We start from the raw sequence: 19,612 nt of genomic DNA on the forward strand, positions 1-19,612 counted from the left end.
GTTTAGAGATGTATCAGGGTTTCAGAGACTTACAGCGGCTAAACGCGAAGGCGTCCACAAGGCCTGCATTCACAAATCCATCATGCAAGCGGTCGCTCACAAAAAATGCATGGCTTTGGATAAGAGGATCAACCCAAATATCAGGATTGCCCAAGCAGTCTTTTTCAACAACTAAAGCATCATCTATAACCCCATAGTTGATCGTGTAAGCAACATTTTTACTTAGCGCTCGACGCAAACCCACAGATTGATCCGGTAAAACAGCCGTCTTCGCCTCACCTATGTTCAATACAAAAAATGACTGTGGATAGGATACGCCTTTATCCTGCCGGAATAGCTCGACAGGATATAGGTTTGAACGTCCTATATCGTGCTCTCGCAGAACGGCGGCAACATCGGCAGAAACGATAGGGCAGGTCCAGCTTATGACATGTGGTAACCGTTCAGGCAGCATTGGTCCGTGACCTGTGCCTTCTTGCAAGTCCATATCTGCCTTCGTTTCCAAACGCGTTGGAAGATCATCCGCTGATAGTGGCGTGCCTCGCCTATCTGCTAAGATGATTTTGTTGTCACGAGCAACTTGCTCGTCGAGCGTAAGATGGTCTTCCGGCCAATCAAATCCAAACATGTTTTCGATGTTGTCACTCGCCTGACACAGCCATACGCAATCTGTCATTCATTCGCTCCTGCTCGCGCTGTCGCTGCCAATGTGTTCACAGATTGTTATGTAGGGGCAATAGGTGTCCCAAAATAAAAGAGGCGGGAAAATCCCGCCTCTTCTGAATAGTGCCAATGTGCCTGTTATTACAGGTTGGGGTACATCGGGAACTTGTCGCAGAGCGCTTCGACTTCGGCGCGGACTTTGGCTTCGACTTCGCCGTTGCCGTCTTCTCCGTTGGCGGCCAGACCATCGACCACTTCGACGATCCAGTCAGCGATTTGGCGGAACTCGGCCTCGCCAAATCCACGTGTTGTGCCTGCGGGTGAACCCAGACGGATACCGGATGTGACCATCGGCTTTTCAGGGTCAAACGGGATGCCGTTTTTGTTGCAAGTGATATGTGCGCGGCCCAGAGCAACCTCTGTCGCGTTGCCCTTTACGCCTTTGGGGCGCAGGTCGACGAGCATCAGGTGGCTGTCTGTCCCGCCGGATACGATGTCTAGGCCGCCTTTCATCAGTTGATCAGCCAAGGCTTGCGCATTTTTGACCACTTGTTCTTGGTAAGATTTGAACTCGGGGCGTAGGGCCTCGCCAAAGGCAGCAGCCTTACCAGCGATGACGTGCATCAGCGGGCCACCTTGGATGCCTGGGAAAATGGCAGAGTTCACCTTTTTGGCGATATCAGCGTCGTTGGTCAGGATCATGCCACCACGCGGACCGCGTAGGGTCTTGTGGGTTGTTGTTGTTGCAACATGTGCGTGTGGGAAAGGCGATGGGTAGATGCCCGCAGCGACCAGACCGGCAAAATGCGCCATATCAACAAGCAGGTAAGCCCCAACGCTATCTGCGATCTCGCGCATTTTTGCGAAATCAATGATGCGTGGAATGGCAGAACCACCGGCGATGATCATTTTTGGCTGATGCTCTGTCGCGAGGCGTTGCACTTCGTCATAGTCGAGCAGGCTGTCCTGACGGCGAACGCCATATTGGACGGCGTTGTAGATTTTGCCGGATTGGTTGGGCTTTGCACCGTGGGTTAGGTGGCCACCTGCGTCCAAAGACATACCCAAAATGGTATCGCCGGGTTTGATCAGCGCGTTGTACACACCTTGGTTCGCTTGCGAGCCAGAGTTGGGCTGGACGTTGGCGAATTCGCAGCCGAACAGTTCTTTGGCGCGATCAATTGCCAAGTTCTCAGCAACGTCGACGTGCTCGCAACCGCCATAGTAACGGCGGCCCGGATATCCTTCTGCGTATTTGTTGGTCATCACGCTGCCTTGGGCTTCCATTACGGCGGCAGAAACGATGTTTTCAGATGCGATCAGCTCGATCTCTTTGCGCTGGCGCTTCAGCTCGGCCTGAATGGCGTCGTGCAGTGCTGGGTCGCGGGTTTCCAAGGTTTCGGTGAAAAATCCGGAGTCGCGGACGGTGGAAGTCATGGATGTGTTCCCTTCTCAGGTGCCAAAAGCAGGATGATTGGCCTCTCATACCGTAGGACTGCCCTGTTCTAAAGCATCAAAACGACCATGATCTTTATGAGCGCGTCATGAAGGTTTCTTATCCGCGACTTGTGTTTCGGGAATGATCAAAGCACAACTGTCCGGAACAAGAGGAAACTTTTACGATGTCGCAGCCCAAGATCGCATTTCTTGCAAGCCCCGTCCCAAGCGCCCAAGCGGCCAAACGGGAGCTGAGCGAAAGATACGGCGATCTGCCAGTGGATCAGGCAGAGGTGATCGTTGCGTTGGGTGGTGACGGTTTCATGTTGGACACGTTGCATGGTACGCAAGGGTTGGACGTTCCGGTTTACGGAATGAACCGCGGCACCGTGGGTTTCTTGATGAACGAGTTTCATGCAGAGGAATTGGCTGAACGATTGCACGCCGCCGTCGAAGAGGTGATCAACCCGTTGACCATGACGGCCCTGACGGTTGATGGCGATATGCGCGAAGCCTTGGCCATCAACGAAGTCAGCCTGCTGCGCGCCGGTCCGCAGGCTGCCAAGTTGCGGATCACCGTCGATGGAAAGCTGCGCATGCAAGAGTTGGTTTGCGATGGCGCGCTGCTGGCGACACCTGCGGGATCGACGGCCTATAACTACTCCGCGCATGGTCCGATTCTGCCAATCGGGTCCGATGTATTGGCGCTGACCGCAATGTCTGCGTTTCGTCCGCGCCGCTGGCGTGGCGCGTTGCTACCTAAACGCGCGGTGGTGCGGTTTGACGTGATTGATCCGGGGAAACGCCCCGTGATGGCTGACGCAGATGGAAAGTCAGTGCGCAATGTCGCCAGCGTTGAGATCAGATCAGAGCCGATGGTGAAACACCGTATCCTCTTTGATCCCGGTCATGGGCTCGAAGAGCGCCTGATCAGAGAGCAGTTCGTCTAAGAACTGCACGCCCCAATCAGGGGCGTGCAATATTGTGCGATTAAGCAGCGTCGATACGCGTGATAAACTTGTCAGCGTCGCGGCGTACTTTGGCTTGGCCATTCAGCCAGTCGCCTTCGGCATCGCGGTAGCCCAGTGGCATGATTGCGACAGAACGCAGGCCACGTTCACGCAGGCCAAGGATTTCGTCGAATTTTTCGGGCTCAAAGCCTTCCATTGGGGTGCTGTCGACTTCTTCGAATGCAGCCGCCGTCAGCGCGAGGCCAAGGCCGATGTATGCCTGACGTGCCGCATGTTCAAAGTTTACTTCTTCGGGGCGCGGCAAGTACATGCCTTTCAGGCGGTCATAGTAACCTGTCAGTGCTTCGGTCACGCCACCGCGCGCTTTGCCGGTTTCGGTGACGACGCCGTCGATGCGCGCTTCGGTGTAGTTGTCCCATGCGGCGAATACCAGCAGGTGGCTACCGTCAACCAATTGCTCTTGGTCGAATGCAGCGTCTTTCAGTTTTGCGCGCACTTCTGGGTCGGTCACAACGATCACTTCGAATGGCTGAAGGCCGCTGGACGTCGGAGCAAGGCGGATCGCTTCGAGGATTGCCTCTACTTTTTCTTCTGGGACTGACTTGCTGGGGTCCATTTTCTTGGTGGCGTAACGCCAGTTCAAACGTTCTTGTAGCATTTCATTATTCCTTTTGGGGCGGGGCAGCCCCGCGTTGTTCTGAGGCATATTTGGGGCGGAAACCTACAGACCGGAACCCCATAGGTCGCACAGGGTCTGTTTGCGGCTGCACAACGTCACATCTGCATGGTGCAGCAATTCACAAAACCTAGCATATCTGCGCTGCGGCATCCCCGAATCGTTCAAATATGCTGTGATGCAGCAATCTACCTTTGGGTGCTTGACCTGTGGTGCGGTGACCTTAAAGGGGGCAAATATTTTGGCGTAAGCTTGAATTTTGGACACAAACCGACGTTTACGGCTATTTCCCGAAGGCGGCAAACTGCCTATAGTCATTTGAAAAGCGGGGACAAACTCGCAGTATGTGCTATGTGTTATTTTGGGAGGCCACTTGTTATGATCCGATCTGAATTGATTCAAAAAATCGCCGACGACAACCCGCATTTGTATCAACGTGACGTTGAGAAAATCGTGAATACCATCTTCGAAGAAATAACAGAGGCAATGTCGCGCGGTGATCGCGTTGAGCTGCGCGGTTTTGGTGCGTTTTCCGTCAAGAAACGTGATCAACGCATCGGGAGGAACCCGCGCACCGGCGAAGCGGTCGAAGTCGAAGAAAAGCATGTTCCGTTTTTCAAGACTGGTAAGCTGTTGCGTGATCGCCTGAACGGCAACTAACGCATAAACGGTAACTAAGAGGGTACCATGAAAACCATTCGCTATGCCTTTTGGGCAATTGTAGGTCTGTGCTTGATCCTGATCGGATTGGCAAATCGTGGGCTGGTGACAGTACGCGCGATGCCGACACCTGTCGCGGATCTGTTAGGCATTTCGCCTGACGTGCAGCTACCACTGTTCATAGTCATATTCTTGGGCGTCGGCGCTGGGCTGATGATTGGTTTCTTGTGGGAATGGGTGCGTGAACATCGTGTCCGTGCTGCGTCACGCGCCAAAAGCCGTGAGCTAGATGTGCTGCGCCGTGAAGTGCAAAAACTGCGCGGCGAAGCCGTTGGCGCCAAAAGCAGTGACGACGTGCTGGCCCTGTTAGAAAACGCAAGCTGATGTCCTCTGACGTTCGTGTGAAAATCTGCGGTCTACGCGACACGCAGATGGTTCAGGCTGCCGCTGATGCAGGGGTAGCCTATGTCGGTTTGGTCTTTTTTCCAAAATCGCCTCGCAATGTTGAAATTGCCGAGGCGGCAGCCGTTGCTTTGGATGTGCCTGTCGGCATTGCCAAAGTGGGGCTTTTCGTGAATGCGGATGATGCCGCGCTCGACGCCATTCTTGATCGGGTGCCGTTGGATGTTTTGCAACTGCACGGATCAGAAAGCCCAGAGCGGGTTTCCTATTTACGACGTCGCTATGGCTTGCCAATCATGAAGGCTGTTGGCGTGTCATCTGCCGCGGACCTGCCTGCGCTAGACGAATATGCGCAGGTTGCGGACCAAATCCTTGTGGATGCCAAGCCGCCAAAGGATGCGGATTTGCCGGGTGGGAATGGCCTGTCGTTCGACTGGCGTTTGATCGCGGGACGGCGGTGGCCTGTGCCTTGGATGTTGGCCGGCGGGCTAACCCCAGACAATGTGGCCGAAGCAATCCAGCTAACCGGCGCAAAGCAAGTTGATGTATCCAGCGGCGTGGAAACCGCGCCAGGTGTTAAGGATGCAGCATTGATCGCGTCGTTCTGCCGCGCGGCGCAAACCGCTTAATTCGACAATGCAGGCGATTGCCGGCTGGCATGCGCTTTACCATTATGCGCAATGGCGCTAGTTCTGACGTGCGCGATAAAACTAGGTGTGACATGGCCAACGATCTATTCAACAGCTTCATGACCGGACCCGACGAAAAGGGTCGTTTTGGTGATTTTGGGGGCCGCTTTGTTTCGGAAACCCTGATGCCGCTAATCCTCGAACTTGAGGAACAGTATGAGCATGCCAAGACTGATGAAACATTCTGGGCGGAAATGAATGATCTGTGGGCGAACTACGTTGGCCGCCCCAGCCCGCTATACCATGCGGAACGCCTGACTGAACATTTGGGTGGGGCTAAGATTTACCTAAAACGGGACGAGCTGAACCACACCGGCGCACATAAGATTAACAACGTGCTGGGTCAGATCATTCTGGCCCGCCGTATGGGAAAAACCCGCATTATCGCCGAAACTGGTGCTGGACAGCACGGTGTTGCGACAGCGACCGTTTGTGCGAAATTCGGACTAAAATGTGTGGTCTACATGGGCGCGCATGACGTTGAACGCCAAGCCCCGAATGTGTTCCGTATGCGCCTGCTCGGTGCTGAGGTTGTGCCCGTGACTTCGGGGCGCGGCACATTGAAAGACGCGATGAACGATGCGTTGCGCGACTGGGTGACCAACGTTGACAACACCTTCTATTGCATCGGCACGGTCGCTGGTCCGCATCCATACCCTGCGATGGTTCGCGATTTTCAGGCGATTATCGGCAAAGAAACCAAAGAGCAAATCCTTGCCGCCGAGGGTCGTCTGCCTGATACGCTGATCGCTGCGATTGGCGGTGGCTCGAATGCTATGGGTCTGTTCTTTCCGTTCCTCGACGACAAAGACGTGAATATCATCGGTGTTGAGGCGGGCGGCAAAGGCGTAAACGCCAAGATGGAACACTGTGCTTCGCTCACTGGCGGGCGTCCGGGGGTACTACACGGAAACCGCACCTATCTTTTGCAAGATGACGATGGCCAAATTTTGGAAGGTTTCAGCATCTCTGCTGGTCTTGATTACCCCGGTATCGGGCCAGAGCACGCATGGCTGCATGAAATCGGCCGGGCGAAGTATGTGGCGATCACCGATAAAGAGGCGCTAGAGGCGTTTCAACTGTGCTGCTCTCTCGAAGGGATCATTCCGGCGCTAGAGCCATCACATGCGCTGGCCCATGTGATCAAGATCGCGCCAGAGCTGCCCAAAGATCACCTGTTGGTCATGAATATGTGCGGCCGCGGCGACAAAGACATCTTTACCGTCGCCAAGCATCTTGGCTTTGACATGAATACCTAATCGACAAGAATTTGAGGGTCTAAACGAAAGTTTAGGCCCTTAATCTTAGGTTTAAGTTCCCTTCGATAAACCCCAGATCAATGGCCCCAGCCGCGATGGATGGCGAATATCAAACCGACGGACCGCAAATCTGGGGTCCGCATGTTTGAAAAGGAACTGAGCCGTGAAAAAACTTCTGCTAGACGCCCGCCGAACGCGACGTAGCTTTGTTCGCGATTAAGGGGCTATCAACCCAAGAAATAGCAGAGCTGCGTGGCGTCAGTGAAGGAACGATAAAGGCGCAAACCAACGCGATCTTTCGCAAGGCTGGCGTAACGGGGCGTACGCAGCTCTTGAGCCTATTTATCGACGAATTGATGGCAGACACTGGCCAAGTTTAGTTCAGGTCCGATCCTGCCGCATAGATACGCAGCACGTCGATCGAAACAATCTCTAGTGCGCGGACATGTGTGGCGTGCAGGTTGACTTGCGGGGCGCATCCTTCTTCGTGGGCCTGCAGGAAACGACTGGCGCACAGACACCAGCTATCGCCCGGCTTGAGCCCTTTGAACCCGTACTCTGGGCGGGGTGTCGAAAGGTCGTTCCCGACATATTTCGAATAGGCCAGAAACTCTGGGGTCATGATGGCGCAGACCGTGTGGCTTCCGGTGTCTTGGGCACATGTATCGCACGATCCGTTACGGAAAAAACCGGTCATAGGTGCGACCGAGCATGGGGTCAGACTGCTGCCAAGAACGTTAAATGATGGGTCTTTTTCCATTGAATTACACGCTTTCTGCAATTTGCCTGAGTATATTTTCGCTTTCTTCGTTCACGCCATCGTCGCGGAACGAACGGTCAGCACTGTGAACGGCGATGACAACGTTTTTGATACGGTCAATATAGATGTACTGACCATAAATCCCACGCGCAATGAACTGACCGTCTACATAGCCCTTTGGCACCCACCATTGGTAGCCGTAGCCAATCTCGTCCGGTGCTGTTTTGGCGCTAGCAACGGTGGATTCATCAATCCACGCGGTGGGTACGATTTGGCGGCCCTGCCACAACCCGCCCTGTGTAATCATTTGTCCAAAGCGCGCATTATCGCGCGTCGTCGCGTTCAGCCCGCCGAGGGCAAAGGCGACCCCGTTCCCATCGGTCAGGTAGTATGGCGCAGCTTCAAACCCGAGCGGCTCGATGATTTTCTCGTGCATGAGATCAGCGATGCCACGTCCTGTTGCCCCGCGGATCACCATACCCAAAACATGCGTGTCGATGGAGACATACTCCATACGCGCGCCTGCCGGGGCGGCGGATTTGGTTTGCTTTAGTGCAAAGCCATCCATTGACCCGCCCAAAGCCAACACGCGGCCCATTCGGTTGATGTCAGAGAAGAACGCCATGTAGTCTTCGTCGAAGGCCAGTCCCGACGACATCTGTAGCACGTCTTTGACGGTGGCGTCTTTGTAGGCAGTTTGCGCGAGTGCAGGCGCATATTTCACCACCGGATCGTTGATATCGGCGATTGCCCCCTCTGCGACGATCGCACCGCATAGCGCCGAAAGGTAGCTTTTAGAGACCGACCAGTTGATGCGTACGTCGTTGGGTATGGTTCCGTGGTAGTATTCTTCAAACACGCGCGCGCCGTTTTTCAGCACCACAATGCCCGTTACGTTGCGGTCACGAACCCAATCGCGCGCTGTTTTAGGTAGGGTGACCTTGGCCCCGACCGGAAGCGGCGATGGGTGTGCATGCGAAGGGAACTGATCGCTCAGGAATATCCTATTCATCTGCGAAAAGTTCTGAACGATCCGATCCGCGCGAAATAGCCCAAGCACATGATAAAGCCGCATGATTTGATCACGACGGGCAAAGGCGAGCCCCGCGAGTAATCCGCAAAGCGTGGCGATCACCCAAGATAGGTTGCTCATGTCATGTCCTCTGTCTGGGCGGTCCAGTGAACCCAGCGCCCGTGAAAATCCGCGCGTCCACAGGCAATCCGAATATCGCCGGGCCATAGCCGCAGGGTAAGCGCGGCACCGGGTGTGGTACCATCAGTTTCCATTTGAAACCAAGCGACTGGTGCATTCTGCGTCGCGCTTTGCCCGGCTTCGCGAATTATCTTTTCACCCTGCTCTTGCTTGTCTGGGGGGAAATACTGCCAAGCCACGGTGCTATAGATCAGGTGTAGCGTGCCGGTTTGATGAAAGAGCCGCGCGCGCAGCCAATCGATCGCGTCTGCTTTGTCTACTGGTGTATTGCAAGCCGTGATCGCGGATTGCGTTAGCTGCATGCGTTCTGGCTGATCTGGCCACAGGTAGGCTTGCAGCCGTAGCGCATCGGTTTGCAGGGAGAGTGGATTGATATCAACACCAGCGCGCGAAATCACATCCACGGGTGTATGCGGCGGCAGGGCACCGACCCAGTCGGGGGTAAGGGACAGTATCGGGTCCGCCGCGCCAAAGTGGTGGCCGTCAATGGTGAGCTGGTATTGGTCCCATTGCAGGTTTAATCCCGCGCTTGCACCCAGTTCAGACGTACGAATTGGCAGGCCGTAGCGCGCGCTTAGCCAATGTCCCACTGCGATCAATACGGCCGAACGACGTACCTCGTTTGTTTGGGGTGCAAAATCGAGCCACTCCATGATTGTGGTGCCATGATTGATTAGCGCGGCGCATACGGCTTTCCATAATTGCGCGTCATCGACCGAACTAGGTGGATAGGCGGCCGCGAGCGATGCGTTGCCCATCAGGCGTAATGCGTGTAGCGCACCTGCCAGCCGAAGGGGGACCGATTGCCCGCGCGGGCTTAGGTCGCCGCGCCACTGCATAATCCGCTGTGTAACGTCGCAGTCCGGCCATTCCTGCGTTGCGCATAGTCGCATTAATTGCCCCATAAAGGGCGAACCGAGGTCGATGCAGGCTTTTGATTGAAATTCAAATGCCTCAGAGACCTGTGGTGGGATCAACGAAACCGATCCACGAGCTTTTGCATGGGCGAGCGCGTGTCCTGCTCTGGTGCGGGTTCAGCAACTTTGGGCTTTGGCTTTGGTTTGCTGGTGGATGATCTTGGCGGGGCGACGCGGAACGCGATGGCATTTAGGAATTTTGGCCCATCACCGGCTACGAGGGCGGCAATGCCATCGCTGATCCCACGCATCTCATCGTCAAGCCATTCGGCGTCGGCCTTGGCAAAGTCGCGCAGAACATAGCCTGCAACAGCATCCTTGTGGCCGGGGTGCCCAATACCAAGCCGCACGCGGTCATAGTCAGGTCCGATATGACCGTGGATTGACCGCAGCCCGTTATGACCTGCATGACCGCCACCCGTCTTGAGCCGCACCTTACCGGGGGCAAGATCGAGTTCGTCATGGAAAACAATAATGTCTTCGGGGGCGAGCTTGAGATAGCGCATCGCCTCTCCGACGGACTGCCCTGACAGGTTCATGAATGTTTCAGGTTTCAATAGCGCAACCTTTTCAGAACCAAACCGACCTTCGCAGATCTGCGCCTGAAATTTGCTGCGCCAAGGTGAAAAACCATGATCTGCAGCAATAACATCCAGGGCCATAAAGCCGATGTTGTGACGATTGCGCGCGTATTTCGCGCCAGGATTACCTAAGCCAACAATAAGTTTCATAAGGTTTACTTAACCTATGCCGCAGCGCAGCGCTAGTGCGCGGTTTCGCACAGGCTGTGATCGGCAAGTGAGGTCAATACATAGCAGTCCCCAGCCGTGCCAGAACCGTCACAATGGGTAGCGATCCGTTGCAGTTCCGTTTCCAGTCGTTTCAGCCGTGCGATCTTGGCTTGTACATCGCTAAGCTGTGCATTGGCGATGGCATTCGCTGTGGCACAAGAATGATCTGGGTGCTCATGCAGTTCGATGAGTGCCCGAATGGCCTCGATTGTGAACCCAAGGTCGCGCGCATGCTTGATAAAACCCAAACGATCAAGCCCTGCTTGGCTATAGCGGCGTTGGTTGCCCGCCGTCCGCTCGGGTTCAGGCAAAAGCCCCATATCTTCGTAGTAGCGAATTGTCGGGATTTTGACCCCGGTCCGGCGCGAGAGCGTTCCGATGGAAAACATTGAAAATACCTCTTGAACCTCTAGTTCCTAGAGATGTTACGTCTATTCGAGCAGAAATGAAAGGACGAAACCATGTCAGGATGTTGTGGGCATGATGCGCAATTTGACGGCGTATCCGCAGACTACAAACGCAGGCTTTGGATCGTGATTGCGATCAACGCTGCGATGTTTGCCGTCGAGATGACGGCAGGGCATATGGCGCGCAGCCAAGCGCTTCAGGCGGACGCGTTGGACTTTTTCGCAGATGCATTAACCTATGGTATCTCGCTGGCGGTGATTGGTGCATCGTTGCGCACACGCAGTTTGGCCGCAATGGCAAAGGGGATCAGCCTGCTGGTCATGGGGCTGTGGGTCTTTGGCGCGACGGCCTATCGTGTGTTCACAGTTGGCGTGCCCACAGCCGAGGTGATGGGGATCATCGGCCTTATGGCGCTGGGCGCGAATTTGCTAAGCGTGCTGTTGTTGATGCGCTACAAAGACGGTGACGCAAATGTGCGCTCTGTCTGGCTGTGTTCACGCAATGATGCGATTGGCAATGTCGCCGTTATGATTGCGGCCCTAGGTGTTTGGGGAACGGCAACGGGCTGGCCCGATCTGATCGTTGCAGGCATCATGGCCGGTTTGTTTTTGTCGTCAGCAGTGCAGATCATTCGACAATCTATGGCCGAACGAAAACAAGAAGCAGCACACAGGCATCACGCATAGAGCGTTGCATCCAAGACTAGACACATCGTCGCCACCCGCGTAGCATTTTCGCGGGTGGTTCATTTATTCATCACCTCTGCGATCTGATTTTATTATATGTATTCTGCGCCGCTCGCATCTGAGCACGCGTGTTTGAGTGAGGGTTATACGCGTGTTACGCCTCAGTTTCTTTGCACCAACCACCGTGACCAACACCCAAGTTTCACAAAACCGTCTTGAGAGCCTTCAAGTCTTGCGCGCGGTTGCTGCGTTGATGGTTGTCGCATTTCACATGAATATCTTCATTCTGCCCGAAACGCTGAACATCGGGACGGCATGGGCTGGGTTGAATATGGGCTATGCCGGGGTCGAGGTTTTCTTTGTCCTGTCTGGGTTCATCATGTTCTATCGACATGGCGATGAAATGGGGCAGGGGAGCAGGCTATGGCCCTATCTCTATGCACGATTTGCACGCATTTTCCCTGTGTTTTGGGTCGTTCTAGGCGTTGTCATTGCGTTGCGATTTGCCGTGTACGACAGTTTACCAACACTCAAGAGCTTACTCATCTCGATGAGTATGCTCCCGATCTTTGATCAGCATATCATTGGGGTGCAGTGGACCTTGTCGTTTGAATTGATGTTCTATTTGGTTTTTGCGATCGGCTTCGTGCATCGGGGTATTGGACGCGCGGTGCTGGCACTGTGGTTTGCTATATGCGCATTGAAGGTTCTGTTGGGGCATAGCGGTGAACTACCGACGTTTTTCTTTTCGCCCTACAATCTGTTGTTCTTGTTTGGGATGCTTGCTGTGTCGCTTTGGCGATACGTTGGCGGGTTTGCTGCCGCGCTGGCAATTGGCGGGGCAATTACGTTTGTCGGAATTGGGCTGACCGAAGCGCTTGGCGTCATGACCTATCATTTTGCGATACGCACGATCCTGTATGGTTTGGCGGCGACTGCGATGGTTTGCGGGGTTGTGGCGCTCGAACAGCAAGGGCATTGGCATGCGCCCAAGTTCACAGTGTTTTTGGGAAATGCATCCTACGCAATTTATCTGGTGCACATCACTGCGATGGGCGCCGTGGCGCAAGTATTCAAAAAGCTAGGCATCGCGGAGTTACCGTTGCCGATTGTCGCGACTGCTGTCTTTGTCGCGGCTGTTTTGATTGGGTGTTTTGCGCATCTGCTGCTTGAACGCCCCTTGATCAATTTTACTCGGCGGTTTCGACCAAAGACGCGTTAACTCAAAGAAAAAGGGCACCCGCGCGGGATGCCCTTTGATCCAAGCAATTGCTTTGGATTATTCTTCTGCGCCTTCTTCGGCACCTTCTTCTGCTTCGCCTTCATCGTCAGCAGACAATGTGCGTGGAGCAGAGATGTTCGCGATAACGAAATCACGTTCGATCACAGGTTTTGCACCTTCAGGAAGCGTTACTTCGCTGATGTGAATTGTGTCGCCCATCTGTGCTTCTGCCAGATCAACGGTGATGTGATCAGGAATGTCGCCAGCCAGAACGTCGAGCTCGACTTCGTTACGGACAACAGTCAGAACGCCGCCTTTTTTCACGCCTGGGCATGTGTCTGCATTTGCAAACTCAACAGGAATGTACAGCTTCACACGGCTTGTGCGCTTGAGGCGCATCAGGTCGATGTGTGTTGGCAGATCCTTAACAACGTCGCGCTGAACGCCACGGCAGATCACACGTACGTCTTCTTGACCCTCAACTTTGAGGTTGAAGAGCGTCGACATGAAGCGGCCTTTGCGCAGCATTGTCAGAAGGTAGTTGAATGGGATGCTGATGGATTGCGGCTCTGCGCCACCACCATAAACGATGCCAGGTACGTCGCCATCACGGCGAGCTTGGCGGGCGGCCCCCTTGCCTGTCCCCGCGCGTACCTTGGCGTTAAGATCTGGGATCTGTCCAGCCATGATATATCTCCGATATGTTATGGGCCGCCCTCCAAGGGTGTGCGGCCCGGTAAGGACTGTGCCTATAGGGGGGATTCGTCCTATTGAAAAGGGGTTTCGCTGAATTTCCGAATGCAGCGAGGCGTAGAAGGGCAATTTTTCGATTTTACCCAAGTTCTATTGGGTATTTTATGCGTGCCTACCTCTGAAAATAGGTTAAGTGAACGCCATGAGATTCGCAAAGCAGTTCTGGGCAAAGCTGACGATTACTCTCGCGCTCTTGGTGGCGCTGGGGGGCGTCGGGCTGGCCAAGCCGCAGCAGCCGATCTCGGCCGATGCAATCGCCTATTTGATGGCTGGCGGTTCATGGGAAGACCTTTGCGGCAACACGGACGGTCCCGATCTTCACGGGCATTGCCCCGCATGTCATTTGGTTGCGGCGGCCGTATTGCCAGCGGCATTCAGCACCGAAATCGATCCTGTCCAAACAGCGAGCATGCGTCAGGCGACCCATGTCGCCAATGTCCACGATCAAGGTACGGTCGTTCATCGACGGCGCAGCCGCGCCCCACCACAAGCCTGATTTTCGCAAAACGTAAATCAATATGACGCCCTCGGGCGATAATTTGGCTTGGAGTCTAACAATGACTACGAAAACTGCGCCTCGTGATGGCGTGAATAAACTCTATTTTGCTGCATGGCGGTGGCATTTTTACACTGGGATCGCGGTGATCCCATTTCTGATGATCTTGGCATTCACAGGCATGATGATGCTGTGGATCGCGTGGATTGACGGGCGAGACGGAGAGCGCACTGCTGTCATCCCGCAATCAACTGCGCAGCCCGTTTCAACACAGGCCGATGCGGCGGTGGCCGCAATTGATGGGGGTGTGCTTAAGCAATATGTCGCGCCACGCCGTGACGATCTGGCTGCGCTCTTTCGTGTGGATCAAGGCAAAGACGCAATCATGGTTGCCGTTGATCCCTATACTGCAACCGTCATCGAAACATTCCCACGGCGCAGCGGTTGGTACGATTTTTTCGATAACATTCACAGTGATCTGATGCTGGGGGTGACGGGCGATCGGATGCTGGAAACGGCGGCGTCGCTGAGCCTCGTTTTGATTGCAACCGGTCTGTACATGTGGTGGCCGCGAGGCGGCGGTTGGCGGCGCGCATTATTGCCGAAATTGTCAGGCGGGCGCAGTTTGTGGAAATCGCTACACGGGGTTGTAGGGATCTGGGTGTCAGCCGTGCTGGTGTTGTTCTTGATTTCAGGTCTGGCATGGGCAGGCATTTGGGGCGGAAAATTCGTCCAAGCCTGGAGCCAGTTCCCCGCAGAGAAATGGGATAATGTGCCATTATCTGATGAAACCCACGCCAGCATGAACCACACGCGACGCGAAGTACCTTGGGCCCTAGAGCAGACGCCGATGCCCGCTTCGGATCAACATTCTGAGCACGACGCGGTTGATGGCCCGCTGACGATAGACGACATCGATGCCATGGCCCGCGAGATCGGATTTGATGCGCGCTACCAGTTGAACTTGCCCCGTGATGAGACAGGGGTTTGGACCATCAGTCGCGATTCAATGAGTACCGATAGCGAAAACCCAACGACCGACCGGACGGTGCATATCGACCAATTCAGCGGAGAAATTTTAGCTGATGTGCGCTATGCAGATTATTCATTGGCCGGCAAGGCAATGGCTGTTGGGATCGCGCTGCACATGGGTACGCTCGGATTGTGGAGCGTACTCGCCAACACAGTTGTTTGCCTTGCTGTGATGTTTCTGTGCGCCAGCGCTTTGGTGTTGTGGTGGAAACGTCGCCCAACCAAGGCTGGACGGCTTGCCGCGCCCCCTATGCCGCGCGAGCTTCCGTTGTGGCAGGGTGCTGTTTTGGTCGGTTTGGGCGTGTCGATGGCGTTCCCTATGGCCGGGCTTGCGCTGCTGACGGTGCTGGCGATTGATACCTTGATCCTGTCGCGGATACCCAAGCTAAAGGCAATGATCAGCTGAATTTATCGCCCCCGTCTTGGTGCGGGGGCGGTTTGCATTTGTACTGACACAAATACCGCCGTTCCAAGGGCAAGCAGAATGCTTTCAGCGACGAAACAATTGGTCATAATTTGAAACTTGCTTTGGAAAAAAAAATCGGTCAGCCATTCCCTTATGTCTATATTAAATGCACTTTTCATATCTCGCCGTCCTGCTGCTGCCTTTGTGGTTGTCGGCCTGTTTTGGGGCTGCTTTGCGGCCTATATTCCAGAAATCAAGACGCGGCTTGGCGTGTCTGATGCGGGCTTTGGGACCTTGCTGCTGGGCTCTGCGACGGGGCTGGTTTCGTCGATGTGGTTAGCGCCTATCTTGGATCGCTGGCTTGGGGCGCGCGCCTTGCAGGCAGGGGTCGTGTTTCTTTCGCTGGCCTGGTTGGTGCCAGGGCTGATGTTTACGCCGTTTACCTTTGCTCTCTCGCTTTGCTTGGTGGGACTTGGCTCTGGGTTGCTCGACGTGATCATGAATGCGCGGGTTAGCGCGCTTGAGGCGGTTCACGATAAACCGTTGATGAACGCAAACCACGCGATGTTTTCGGTGGCCTATGGTGTCGCGGCCTTAGTCGTGGCGGTCACGCGCGAGGCAGGACTGCCACCAGCACCCGTATTTGCGGGGTTTTCTGTCCTGTGCTGTTTGATCGCGCCATTCATCTGGATGGAAGTCCCTGAGTTCGACACGAGCGACGATCAGGTCTCGGGCGGCTATCCGTTGTGGCCTATCGTGCTGTGTGGCGCGATTGTTCTGATCGCATTTATGTCCGAGGCCACCGTCGAAGCATGGTCCGCGTTGCATTTGGAACGCACGTTGCACGGGCGCGCAGCAGAGGGTGCTTTTGGTCCAGCGATGCTAGGGCTGACGATGGCGATTGGTCGTTTCTCGGGGCAGGCAGTGGCGGCGCGCTATAGCGAAATCGTTGTGGTTATAGTGGCATCACTTGTTTCGGCGGTGGGGGCAGTGATCGCTGCAATCGCACCGACACCGATGATTGCCTATGTCGGTTTTGGCGTGCTCGGGCTGGGCGTATCGGTCATCGGGCCAATGGGGCTCGCGCTGGTTGGCCAGTTGGTGCCAGCGCGTTTGCGTACCGAAGCGATCGGCCGTACCGCTGTGATCGGTTTCTCTGGTTTCTTTTTTGCACCCGTCTTGATGGGGTTGGCTTCGGATGCCTATGGGTTGCGTGTCGCATTTGCAGGCGTGGCTGGGATGCTATTACTCGCTGTTCCACTGGCAATTGTTGTCGCGAAAATTCCGCGCAGGCATAAAAAAGGGGCTGGCATAGCGCCAACCCCCGCAACTTGACCGGCTCGTCCGGTCAAGACTGGTTGCCCAGTCTTATTCTTCAGCAGCAGCAGCCGCGATCAGAAGCGCAGCAACAACACCGATCACGACGTATGTCGAGCTGATTGAAGAAGTTTTTGGTGGCTCAACGATTTCAACAGGCTCGACGATGACAGGTGCAACGCCGCCAGCGAAAGCAGATGTAGACGCAACAGCCAGAGCTGCAGCAGCGGCAAGAGTTTTTGTGATGCGCATTGTAGTTCTCCTAATACATACTTTTCACGTGAGTGCTGGAATAGGCGGCCAATTCCGCCATCAGCAGTCCGGGGTAAACTTTATTTGAAATGGCGTGAGGTCAATGTTTTCCTTGGTTGTTTTTTCCCCCCTCAGCAAAAAACTTCGCAAGTGGTGCCATTTTTACGTATTTTGCAGGCCAAATTGGCACTTTAGGGGGATTACTGCCAGTTTCCTTCAAAAGACTGTGGCACCAGAAGCACATCGCGATCGAGCGTTTTAACATCGCGTCGACCACAGAGCGCCATGGTAAGGTCTAGCTCTTTGTGAATCACCTCAAGTGCCTTTGTCACACCTGCCTGCCCCATCGCGCCGAGGCCGTAAATGAATGCCCGTCCGATGTAGACACCCTTTGCCCCCAGAGACAGCGCCTTAAGCACATCCTGACCTGAACGAATGCCACTATCCATGTGAATTTCGATCTGGTCACCCACCGCAGCAACGATGCTGGGCAACATCCGAACAGCAGATAGCGCACCGTCAAGCTGGCGCCCACCGTGATTGCTGACAATGATTGCGTCGGCGCCGACGGCGACTGCCTTTTGGGCGTCTTCGACATCCAAAATACCCTTGAGGATCAGTTTGCCGCCCCATTTTTCCTTGAGCTTGGCGATCATGCCCCAGTCAAGTTTGGGTTCGAACTGTTCTGATGTCCACGATGAAAGGCTGCTGGTGTCACCAACGTTCTTGGCGTGGCCGACGATATTGCCAAAGGTCCGTCGCTTGGTTTGCAGCATCTCGATGCCCCAGCGCCATTTGGTCGAAAGGTTGATCATTGTTGGAATGGTCATCTTGGGCGGAGCCGTTAGACCATTTTTGAGATCTTTGTGCCGCTGCCCAAGCAGTTGCAAATCCAATGTCAAAACCAGCGCTGAACAGCCGGCGTTTTTGGCGCGGGCGATGATATTATCGACGAATTCTTCGTCCCGCATGACGTATAGCTGAAACCAAAACGGGTTTTTGGTATTGGCAGCGACATCTTCGATTGAGCAAATCGACATGGTCGATAGCGTAAAAGGAACACCGAAATCTTCGGCAGCTTTGGCAGCTTTGATTTCCCCATCAGCGCATTGCATGCCCGTCAACCCAACAGGGGCGAGCGCTACGGGCATTGCAACATCCTGTCCGATCATCTGCGATTGCGTCGTGCGATCCGACATATCGACCGCCACGCGCTGCCGCAGGCGGATTTGATCAAAGTCAGTGGTGTTTTCGCGGAATGTTTGTTCCGTCCAGCTACCGCTTTCGGCGTAATCGTAAAACATCTTGGGCGCGCGACGTTTGTGCAGGCGCTTGAGGTCGTCAATCGTGGTGATAACGGGCATGGCTGAATTCCTAAAATTGGTTAGTTCTTGTTACCAATTGATGGAGTCCCGTTCAACTGCCTTTCACCGAACGTTGTGGGAAAGCGAATTGAATTGGATTCACGCCTTAGATTTGCCCAAAAGCCGCCCTAACTAACTTAACGTCAGAGTACTTGGTTTATGATAGCGCTTATGACTAAGGAAGATTGGTGAAACGTGGCAGATTATACCTTTAATATCTATCTCTGGTCTCCTTATACGGAGTTTCCTTCAACACTCGGTTCGTTCACGTTCACAGGTGATACGACGGCGACCGGGACTGCAGTAATCACGGATAACGAAACTGGCGTCGACGGTCAAACGTTGGACGATAACGTCAAGAATAGTCAAGAAACAGCGACTGCTACGGTTACAACGCCGACAACCATATACACGGACATTCCAATCAATGCAGATGCAGGTTGGACACTTTATGATCCGATCGAGGATGTGACGTTCGAAGTTGTGCTGTTGAATGGCAAAGATGGTCCAGTCAGTTTTACCTACACTTTGTCCGAATATCCATTGGTGGAAGGCCGCACCTATGACATCGTTGCCTTCGATAATCAGCCGAATGCGGCTGTTTCGGGCGACCCTTATTTCACCTATGCTGACTACGTTTGCTTTGCGTCCAAAACGCCCATAGAAACGCCTGACGGATTCGTCGCTGCAGGTGATCTGCGCGAAGGAGACGTCGTCATCACGCGCGAAGCTGGGCCAAAGCCTATTTTGTGGGTCGGGAAGCAAACTGTGCTTGGCTACGGCAAGATGGCACCTATCCGTTTTGACGTGGGCGTACTGGGAAATGACGGGTCGATCCATGTCTCACCCTGGCATAGGATGCTCGTCGCTGGAGCGCAGTCGCAGTTGTTATTCGAAAGCCATGAAGTGTTCGTGCACGCGAAGCATCTGACCCATCTTTCCGGCGTCACGCGTGAAGCCTGTCTAACCGTAACATACGTGCATCTTTTATTAGACGAACATCACGCGTTGAATGCCAATGGTGCCTATGCCGAAAGCCTGCATCCGGCCAAACAGGTTGATGTCATCCTGAGTGACGCAGACAAGCAAGAAATTAAACAAAAGCTAAATGCGGTAGGCCGTAGTGTCGAAACCTACGGTCCGACTGCCTATCGCACGTTACGCCGTTTCGAGGCGGGTTTGCTGACTGAAATCTATCCAGCAAAGAAGCGTTACCCGGTCATGGGGGCGTATTGACG

General features: G+C 54.4%; 22 protein-coding genes and 1 pseudogene. 12 read left to right on the forward strand and 11 right to left on the reverse strand.

Annotation, left to right across the window (positions count from 1 at the left end; genetic code table 11):
• Window positions 1-13 precede the first annotated feature (13 nt).
• Together TW80_RS01505 and glyA are read right to left on the reverse strand one after the other, a co-directional pair.
• Window positions 14-676, reverse strand: coding sequence for a hypothetical protein (locus tag TW80_RS01505; protein WP_045995606.1), 663 nt, complete (start codon window positions 674-676; stop codon window positions 14-16).
• 128 nt (window positions 677-804) lie between these two features.
• Window positions 805-2,100, reverse strand: coding sequence for a serine hydroxymethyltransferase (glyA, locus tag TW80_RS01510; RefSeq protein ID WP_045995607.1), 1,296 nt, complete (start codon window positions 2,098-2,100; stop codon window positions 805-807).
• A gap of 185 nt (window positions 2,101-2,285) precedes the next feature.
• On the opposite strand from glyA, the gene TW80_RS01515 reads away from it, so the two are divergent.
• On the forward strand, window positions 2,286-3,050 hold the full coding sequence (locus TW80_RS01515) for an NAD kinase (RefSeq protein WP_045995608.1): 765 nt from the start codon (window positions 2,286-2,288) through the stop codon (window positions 3,048-3,050).
• Window positions 3,051-3,090: 40 nt separating this feature from the next.
• On the opposite strand, the gene TW80_RS01520 is transcribed toward TW80_RS01515, so the two are convergent.
• Window positions 3,091-3,729, reverse strand: coding sequence for an NAD(P)H-dependent oxidoreductase (locus tag TW80_RS01520; protein ID WP_045995609.1), 639 nt, complete (start codon window positions 3,727-3,729; stop codon window positions 3,091-3,093).
• A gap of 396 nt (window positions 3,730-4,125) precedes the next feature.
• Between TW80_RS01520 and ihfB the strand changes: the two genes are divergently transcribed.
• The 5 genes and pseudogenes from ihfB to TW80_RS01545 form a co-directional block, all read left to right on the forward strand.
• Window positions 4,126-4,407, forward strand: a complete 282-nt coding sequence (gene ihfB / locus TW80_RS01525) for an integration host factor subunit beta (RefSeq protein WP_045996936.1) — start codon at window positions 4,126-4,128, stop codon at window positions 4,405-4,407.
• 27 nt (window positions 4,408-4,434) lie between these two features.
• Window positions 4,435-4,791, forward strand: a complete 357-nt coding sequence (locus tag TW80_RS01530; RefSeq protein ID WP_045995610.1) for a LapA family protein — start codon at window positions 4,435-4,437, stop codon at window positions 4,789-4,791.
• A complete protein-coding gene (locus TW80_RS01535) occupies window positions 4,791-5,438 on the forward strand; it encodes a phosphoribosylanthranilate isomerase (protein ID WP_045995611.1) in 648 nt (215 codons plus the stop codon). The genes TW80_RS01530 and TW80_RS01535 overlap by 1 nt, the downstream gene beginning before the upstream one ends.
• 92 nt (window positions 5,439-5,530) lie before the next feature.
• Window positions 5,531-6,757, forward strand: a complete 1,227-nt coding sequence (trpB, locus tag TW80_RS01540) for a tryptophan synthase subunit beta (RefSeq protein WP_045995612.1) — start codon at window positions 5,531-5,533, stop codon at window positions 6,755-6,757.
• A gap of 182 nt (window positions 6,758-6,939) precedes the next feature.
• Window positions 6,940-7,137, forward strand: a pseudogene (locus tag TW80_RS01545) (helix-turn-helix transcriptional regulator); the annotation flags it as partial.
• On the opposite strand, the gene TW80_RS01550 reads toward TW80_RS01545, so the two are convergent.
• Genes TW80_RS01550 through TW80_RS01570 form a run of 5 tightly spaced genes read right to left on the reverse strand, consistent with a single transcriptional unit; the run spans window position 7,134 to window position 10,827 of the window.
• Entirely contained in the window at window positions 7,134-7,517 is a 384-nt protein-coding gene (locus tag TW80_RS01550) for a DUF2237 family protein (RefSeq protein WP_045995613.1), read from the reverse strand. The pseudogene TW80_RS01545 and the gene TW80_RS01550 overlap by 4 nt on opposite strands.
• 4 nt (window positions 7,518-7,521) lie before the next feature.
• Entirely contained in the window at window positions 7,522-8,670 is a 1,149-nt protein-coding gene (locus TW80_RS01555; RefSeq protein ID WP_045995614.1) for a serine hydrolase domain-containing protein, read from the reverse strand.
• Entirely contained in the window at window positions 8,667-9,707 is a 1,041-nt protein-coding gene (locus TW80_RS01560) for a DUF2332 domain-containing protein (protein ID WP_045995615.1), read from the reverse strand. The genes TW80_RS01555 and TW80_RS01560 overlap by 4 nt, the downstream gene beginning before the upstream one ends.
• On the reverse strand, window positions 9,704-10,378 hold the full coding sequence (pth, locus tag TW80_RS01565) for an aminoacyl-tRNA hydrolase (protein ID WP_045995616.1): 675 nt from the start codon (window positions 10,376-10,378) through the stop codon (window positions 9,704-9,706). The genes TW80_RS01560 and pth overlap by 4 nt, the downstream gene beginning before the upstream one ends.
• 32 nt (window positions 10,379-10,410) lie before the next feature.
• On the reverse strand, window positions 10,411-10,827 hold the full coding sequence (locus TW80_RS01570; RefSeq protein WP_045995617.1) for a MerR family transcriptional regulator: 417 nt from the start codon (window positions 10,825-10,827) through the stop codon (window positions 10,411-10,413).
• Between the two features lie 72 nt (window positions 10,828-10,899).
• On the opposite strand from TW80_RS01570, the gene TW80_RS01575 reads away from it, so the two are divergent.
• Both TW80_RS01575 and TW80_RS01580 read left to right on the forward strand, forming a co-directional pair.
• Window positions 10,900-11,532, forward strand: a complete 633-nt coding sequence (locus TW80_RS01575) for a cation transporter (RefSeq protein WP_045995618.1) — start codon at window positions 10,900-10,902, stop codon at window positions 11,530-11,532.
• A 151-nt stretch (window positions 11,533-11,683) separates the two neighbouring features.
• On the forward strand, window positions 11,684-12,754 hold the full coding sequence (locus TW80_RS01580) for an acyltransferase family protein (protein ID WP_157033185.1): 1,071 nt from the start codon (window positions 11,684-11,686) through the stop codon (window positions 12,752-12,754).
• A 57-nt stretch (window positions 12,755-12,811) separates the two neighbouring features.
• On the opposite strand, the gene TW80_RS01585 is transcribed toward TW80_RS01580, so the two are convergent.
• Window positions 12,812-13,441, reverse strand: coding sequence for a 50S ribosomal protein L25/general stress protein Ctc (locus TW80_RS01585; RefSeq protein WP_045995620.1), 630 nt, complete (start codon window positions 13,439-13,441; stop codon window positions 12,812-12,814).
• Between the two features lie 208 nt (window positions 13,442-13,649).
• Here TW80_RS01585 and TW80_RS01590 point away from each other — a divergent pair, with 208 nt between their 5' ends.
• The 3 genes from TW80_RS01590 (at window position 13,650) to TW80_RS01600 (ending at window position 16,776) form a co-directional block, all read left to right on the forward strand.
• Window positions 13,650-14,003, forward strand: a complete 354-nt coding sequence (locus TW80_RS01590) for a hypothetical protein (RefSeq protein ID WP_045995621.1) — start codon at window positions 13,650-13,652, stop codon at window positions 14,001-14,003.
• Window positions 14,004-14,064: 61 nt separating this feature from the next.
• Window positions 14,065-15,441, forward strand: coding sequence for a PepSY-associated TM helix domain-containing protein (locus TW80_RS01595; RefSeq protein WP_157033186.1), 1,377 nt, complete (start codon window positions 14,065-14,067; stop codon window positions 15,439-15,441).
• A gap of 153 nt (window positions 15,442-15,594) precedes the next feature.
• Window positions 15,595-16,776 (forward strand): MFS transporter, encoded by a 1,182-nt coding sequence (locus tag TW80_RS01600; RefSeq protein WP_045995623.1) that lies wholly within the window; start codon window positions 15,595-15,597, stop codon window positions 16,774-16,776.
• A gap of 33 nt (window positions 16,777-16,809) precedes the next feature.
• On the opposite strand, the gene TW80_RS01605 is transcribed toward TW80_RS01600, so the two are convergent.
• Entirely contained in the window at window positions 16,810-17,010 is a 201-nt protein-coding gene (locus TW80_RS01605) for a hypothetical protein (RefSeq protein WP_045995624.1), read from the reverse strand.
• A gap of 200 nt (window positions 17,011-17,210) precedes the next feature.
• Window positions 17,211-18,374, reverse strand: coding sequence for an alpha-hydroxy acid oxidase (locus TW80_RS01610; RefSeq protein WP_045995625.1), 1,164 nt, complete (start codon window positions 18,372-18,374; stop codon window positions 17,211-17,213).
• A 195-nt stretch (window positions 18,375-18,569) separates the two neighbouring features.
• Between TW80_RS01610 and TW80_RS17540 the strand changes: the two genes are divergently transcribed.
• Window positions 18,570-19,610 (forward strand): Hint domain-containing protein, encoded by a 1,041-nt coding sequence (locus tag TW80_RS17540; RefSeq protein ID WP_052700861.1) that lies wholly within the window; start codon window positions 18,570-18,572, stop codon window positions 19,608-19,610.
• Window positions 19,611-19,612 lie beyond the last annotated feature (2 nt).

This window comes from Loktanella sp. S4079, assembly GCF_000967725.1.
In the GTDB taxonomy this organism is placed as follows: domain Bacteria; phylum Pseudomonadota; class Alphaproteobacteria; order Rhodobacterales; family Rhodobacteraceae; genus Yoonia.

What these genes read in the sequence shown, in the direction of transcription:
- TW80_RS01505 (WP_045995606.1), bottom strand. Translation starts at nt 676, where the DNA reads ATGACAGATTGCGTATGGCTGTGTCAGGCGAGTGACAACATCGAAAAC.
- glyA (WP_045995607.1), bottom strand. Translation starts at nt 2,100, where the DNA reads ATGACTTCCACCGTCCGCGACTCCGGATTTTTCACCGAAACCTTGGAA.
- TW80_RS01515 (WP_045995608.1), top strand. Translation starts at nt 2,286, where the DNA reads ATGTCGCAGCCCAAGATCGCATTTCTTGCAAGCCCCGTCCCAAGCGCC.
- TW80_RS01520 (WP_045995609.1), bottom strand. Translation starts at nt 3,729, where the DNA reads ATGCTACAAGAACGTTTGAACTGGCGTTACGCCACCAAGAAAATGGAC.
- ihfB (WP_045996936.1), top strand. Translation starts at nt 4,126, where the DNA reads ATGATCCGATCTGAATTGATTCAAAAAATCGCCGACGACAACCCGCAT.
- TW80_RS01530 (WP_045995610.1), top strand. Translation starts at nt 4,435, where the DNA reads ATGAAAACCATTCGCTATGCCTTTTGGGCAATTGTAGGTCTGTGCTTG.
- TW80_RS01535 (WP_045995611.1), top strand. Translation starts at nt 4,791, where the DNA reads ATGTCCTCTGACGTTCGTGTGAAAATCTGCGGTCTACGCGACACGCAG.
- trpB (WP_045995612.1), top strand. Translation starts at nt 5,531, where the DNA reads ATGGCCAACGATCTATTCAACAGCTTCATGACCGGACCCGACGAAAAG.
- TW80_RS01550 (WP_045995613.1), bottom strand. Translation starts at nt 7,517, where the DNA reads ATGGAAAAAGACCCATCATTTAACGTTCTTGGCAGCAGTCTGACCCCA.
- TW80_RS01555 (WP_045995614.1), bottom strand. Translation starts at nt 8,670, where the DNA reads ATGAGCAACCTATCTTGGGTGATCGCCACGCTTTGCGGATTACTCGCG.
- pth (WP_045995616.1), bottom strand. Translation starts at nt 10,378, where the DNA reads ATGAAACTTATTGTTGGCTTAGGTAATCCTGGCGCGAAATACGCGCGC.
- TW80_RS01570 (WP_045995617.1), bottom strand. Translation starts at nt 10,827, where the DNA reads ATGTTTTCCATCGGAACGCTCTCGCGCCGGACCGGGGTCAAAATCCCG.
- TW80_RS01575 (WP_045995618.1), top strand. Translation starts at nt 10,900, where the DNA reads ATGTCAGGATGTTGTGGGCATGATGCGCAATTTGACGGCGTATCCGCA.
- TW80_RS01585 (WP_045995620.1), bottom strand. Translation starts at nt 13,441, where the DNA reads ATGGCTGGACAGATCCCAGATCTTAACGCCAAGGTACGCGCGGGGACA.
- TW80_RS01590 (WP_045995621.1), top strand. Translation starts at nt 13,650, where the DNA reads ATGAGATTCGCAAAGCAGTTCTGGGCAAAGCTGACGATTACTCTCGCG.
- TW80_RS01595 (WP_157033186.1), top strand. Translation starts at nt 14,065, where the DNA reads ATGACTACGAAAACTGCGCCTCGTGATGGCGTGAATAAACTCTATTTT.
- TW80_RS01600 (WP_045995623.1), top strand. Translation starts at nt 15,595, where the DNA reads ATGTCTATATTAAATGCACTTTTCATATCTCGCCGTCCTGCTGCTGCC.
- TW80_RS01605 (WP_045995624.1), bottom strand. Translation starts at nt 17,010, where the DNA reads ATGCGCATCACAAAAACTCTTGCCGCTGCTGCAGCTCTGGCTGTTGCG.
- TW80_RS01610 (WP_045995625.1), bottom strand. Translation starts at nt 18,374, where the DNA reads ATGCCCGTTATCACCACGATTGACGACCTCAAGCGCCTGCACAAACGT.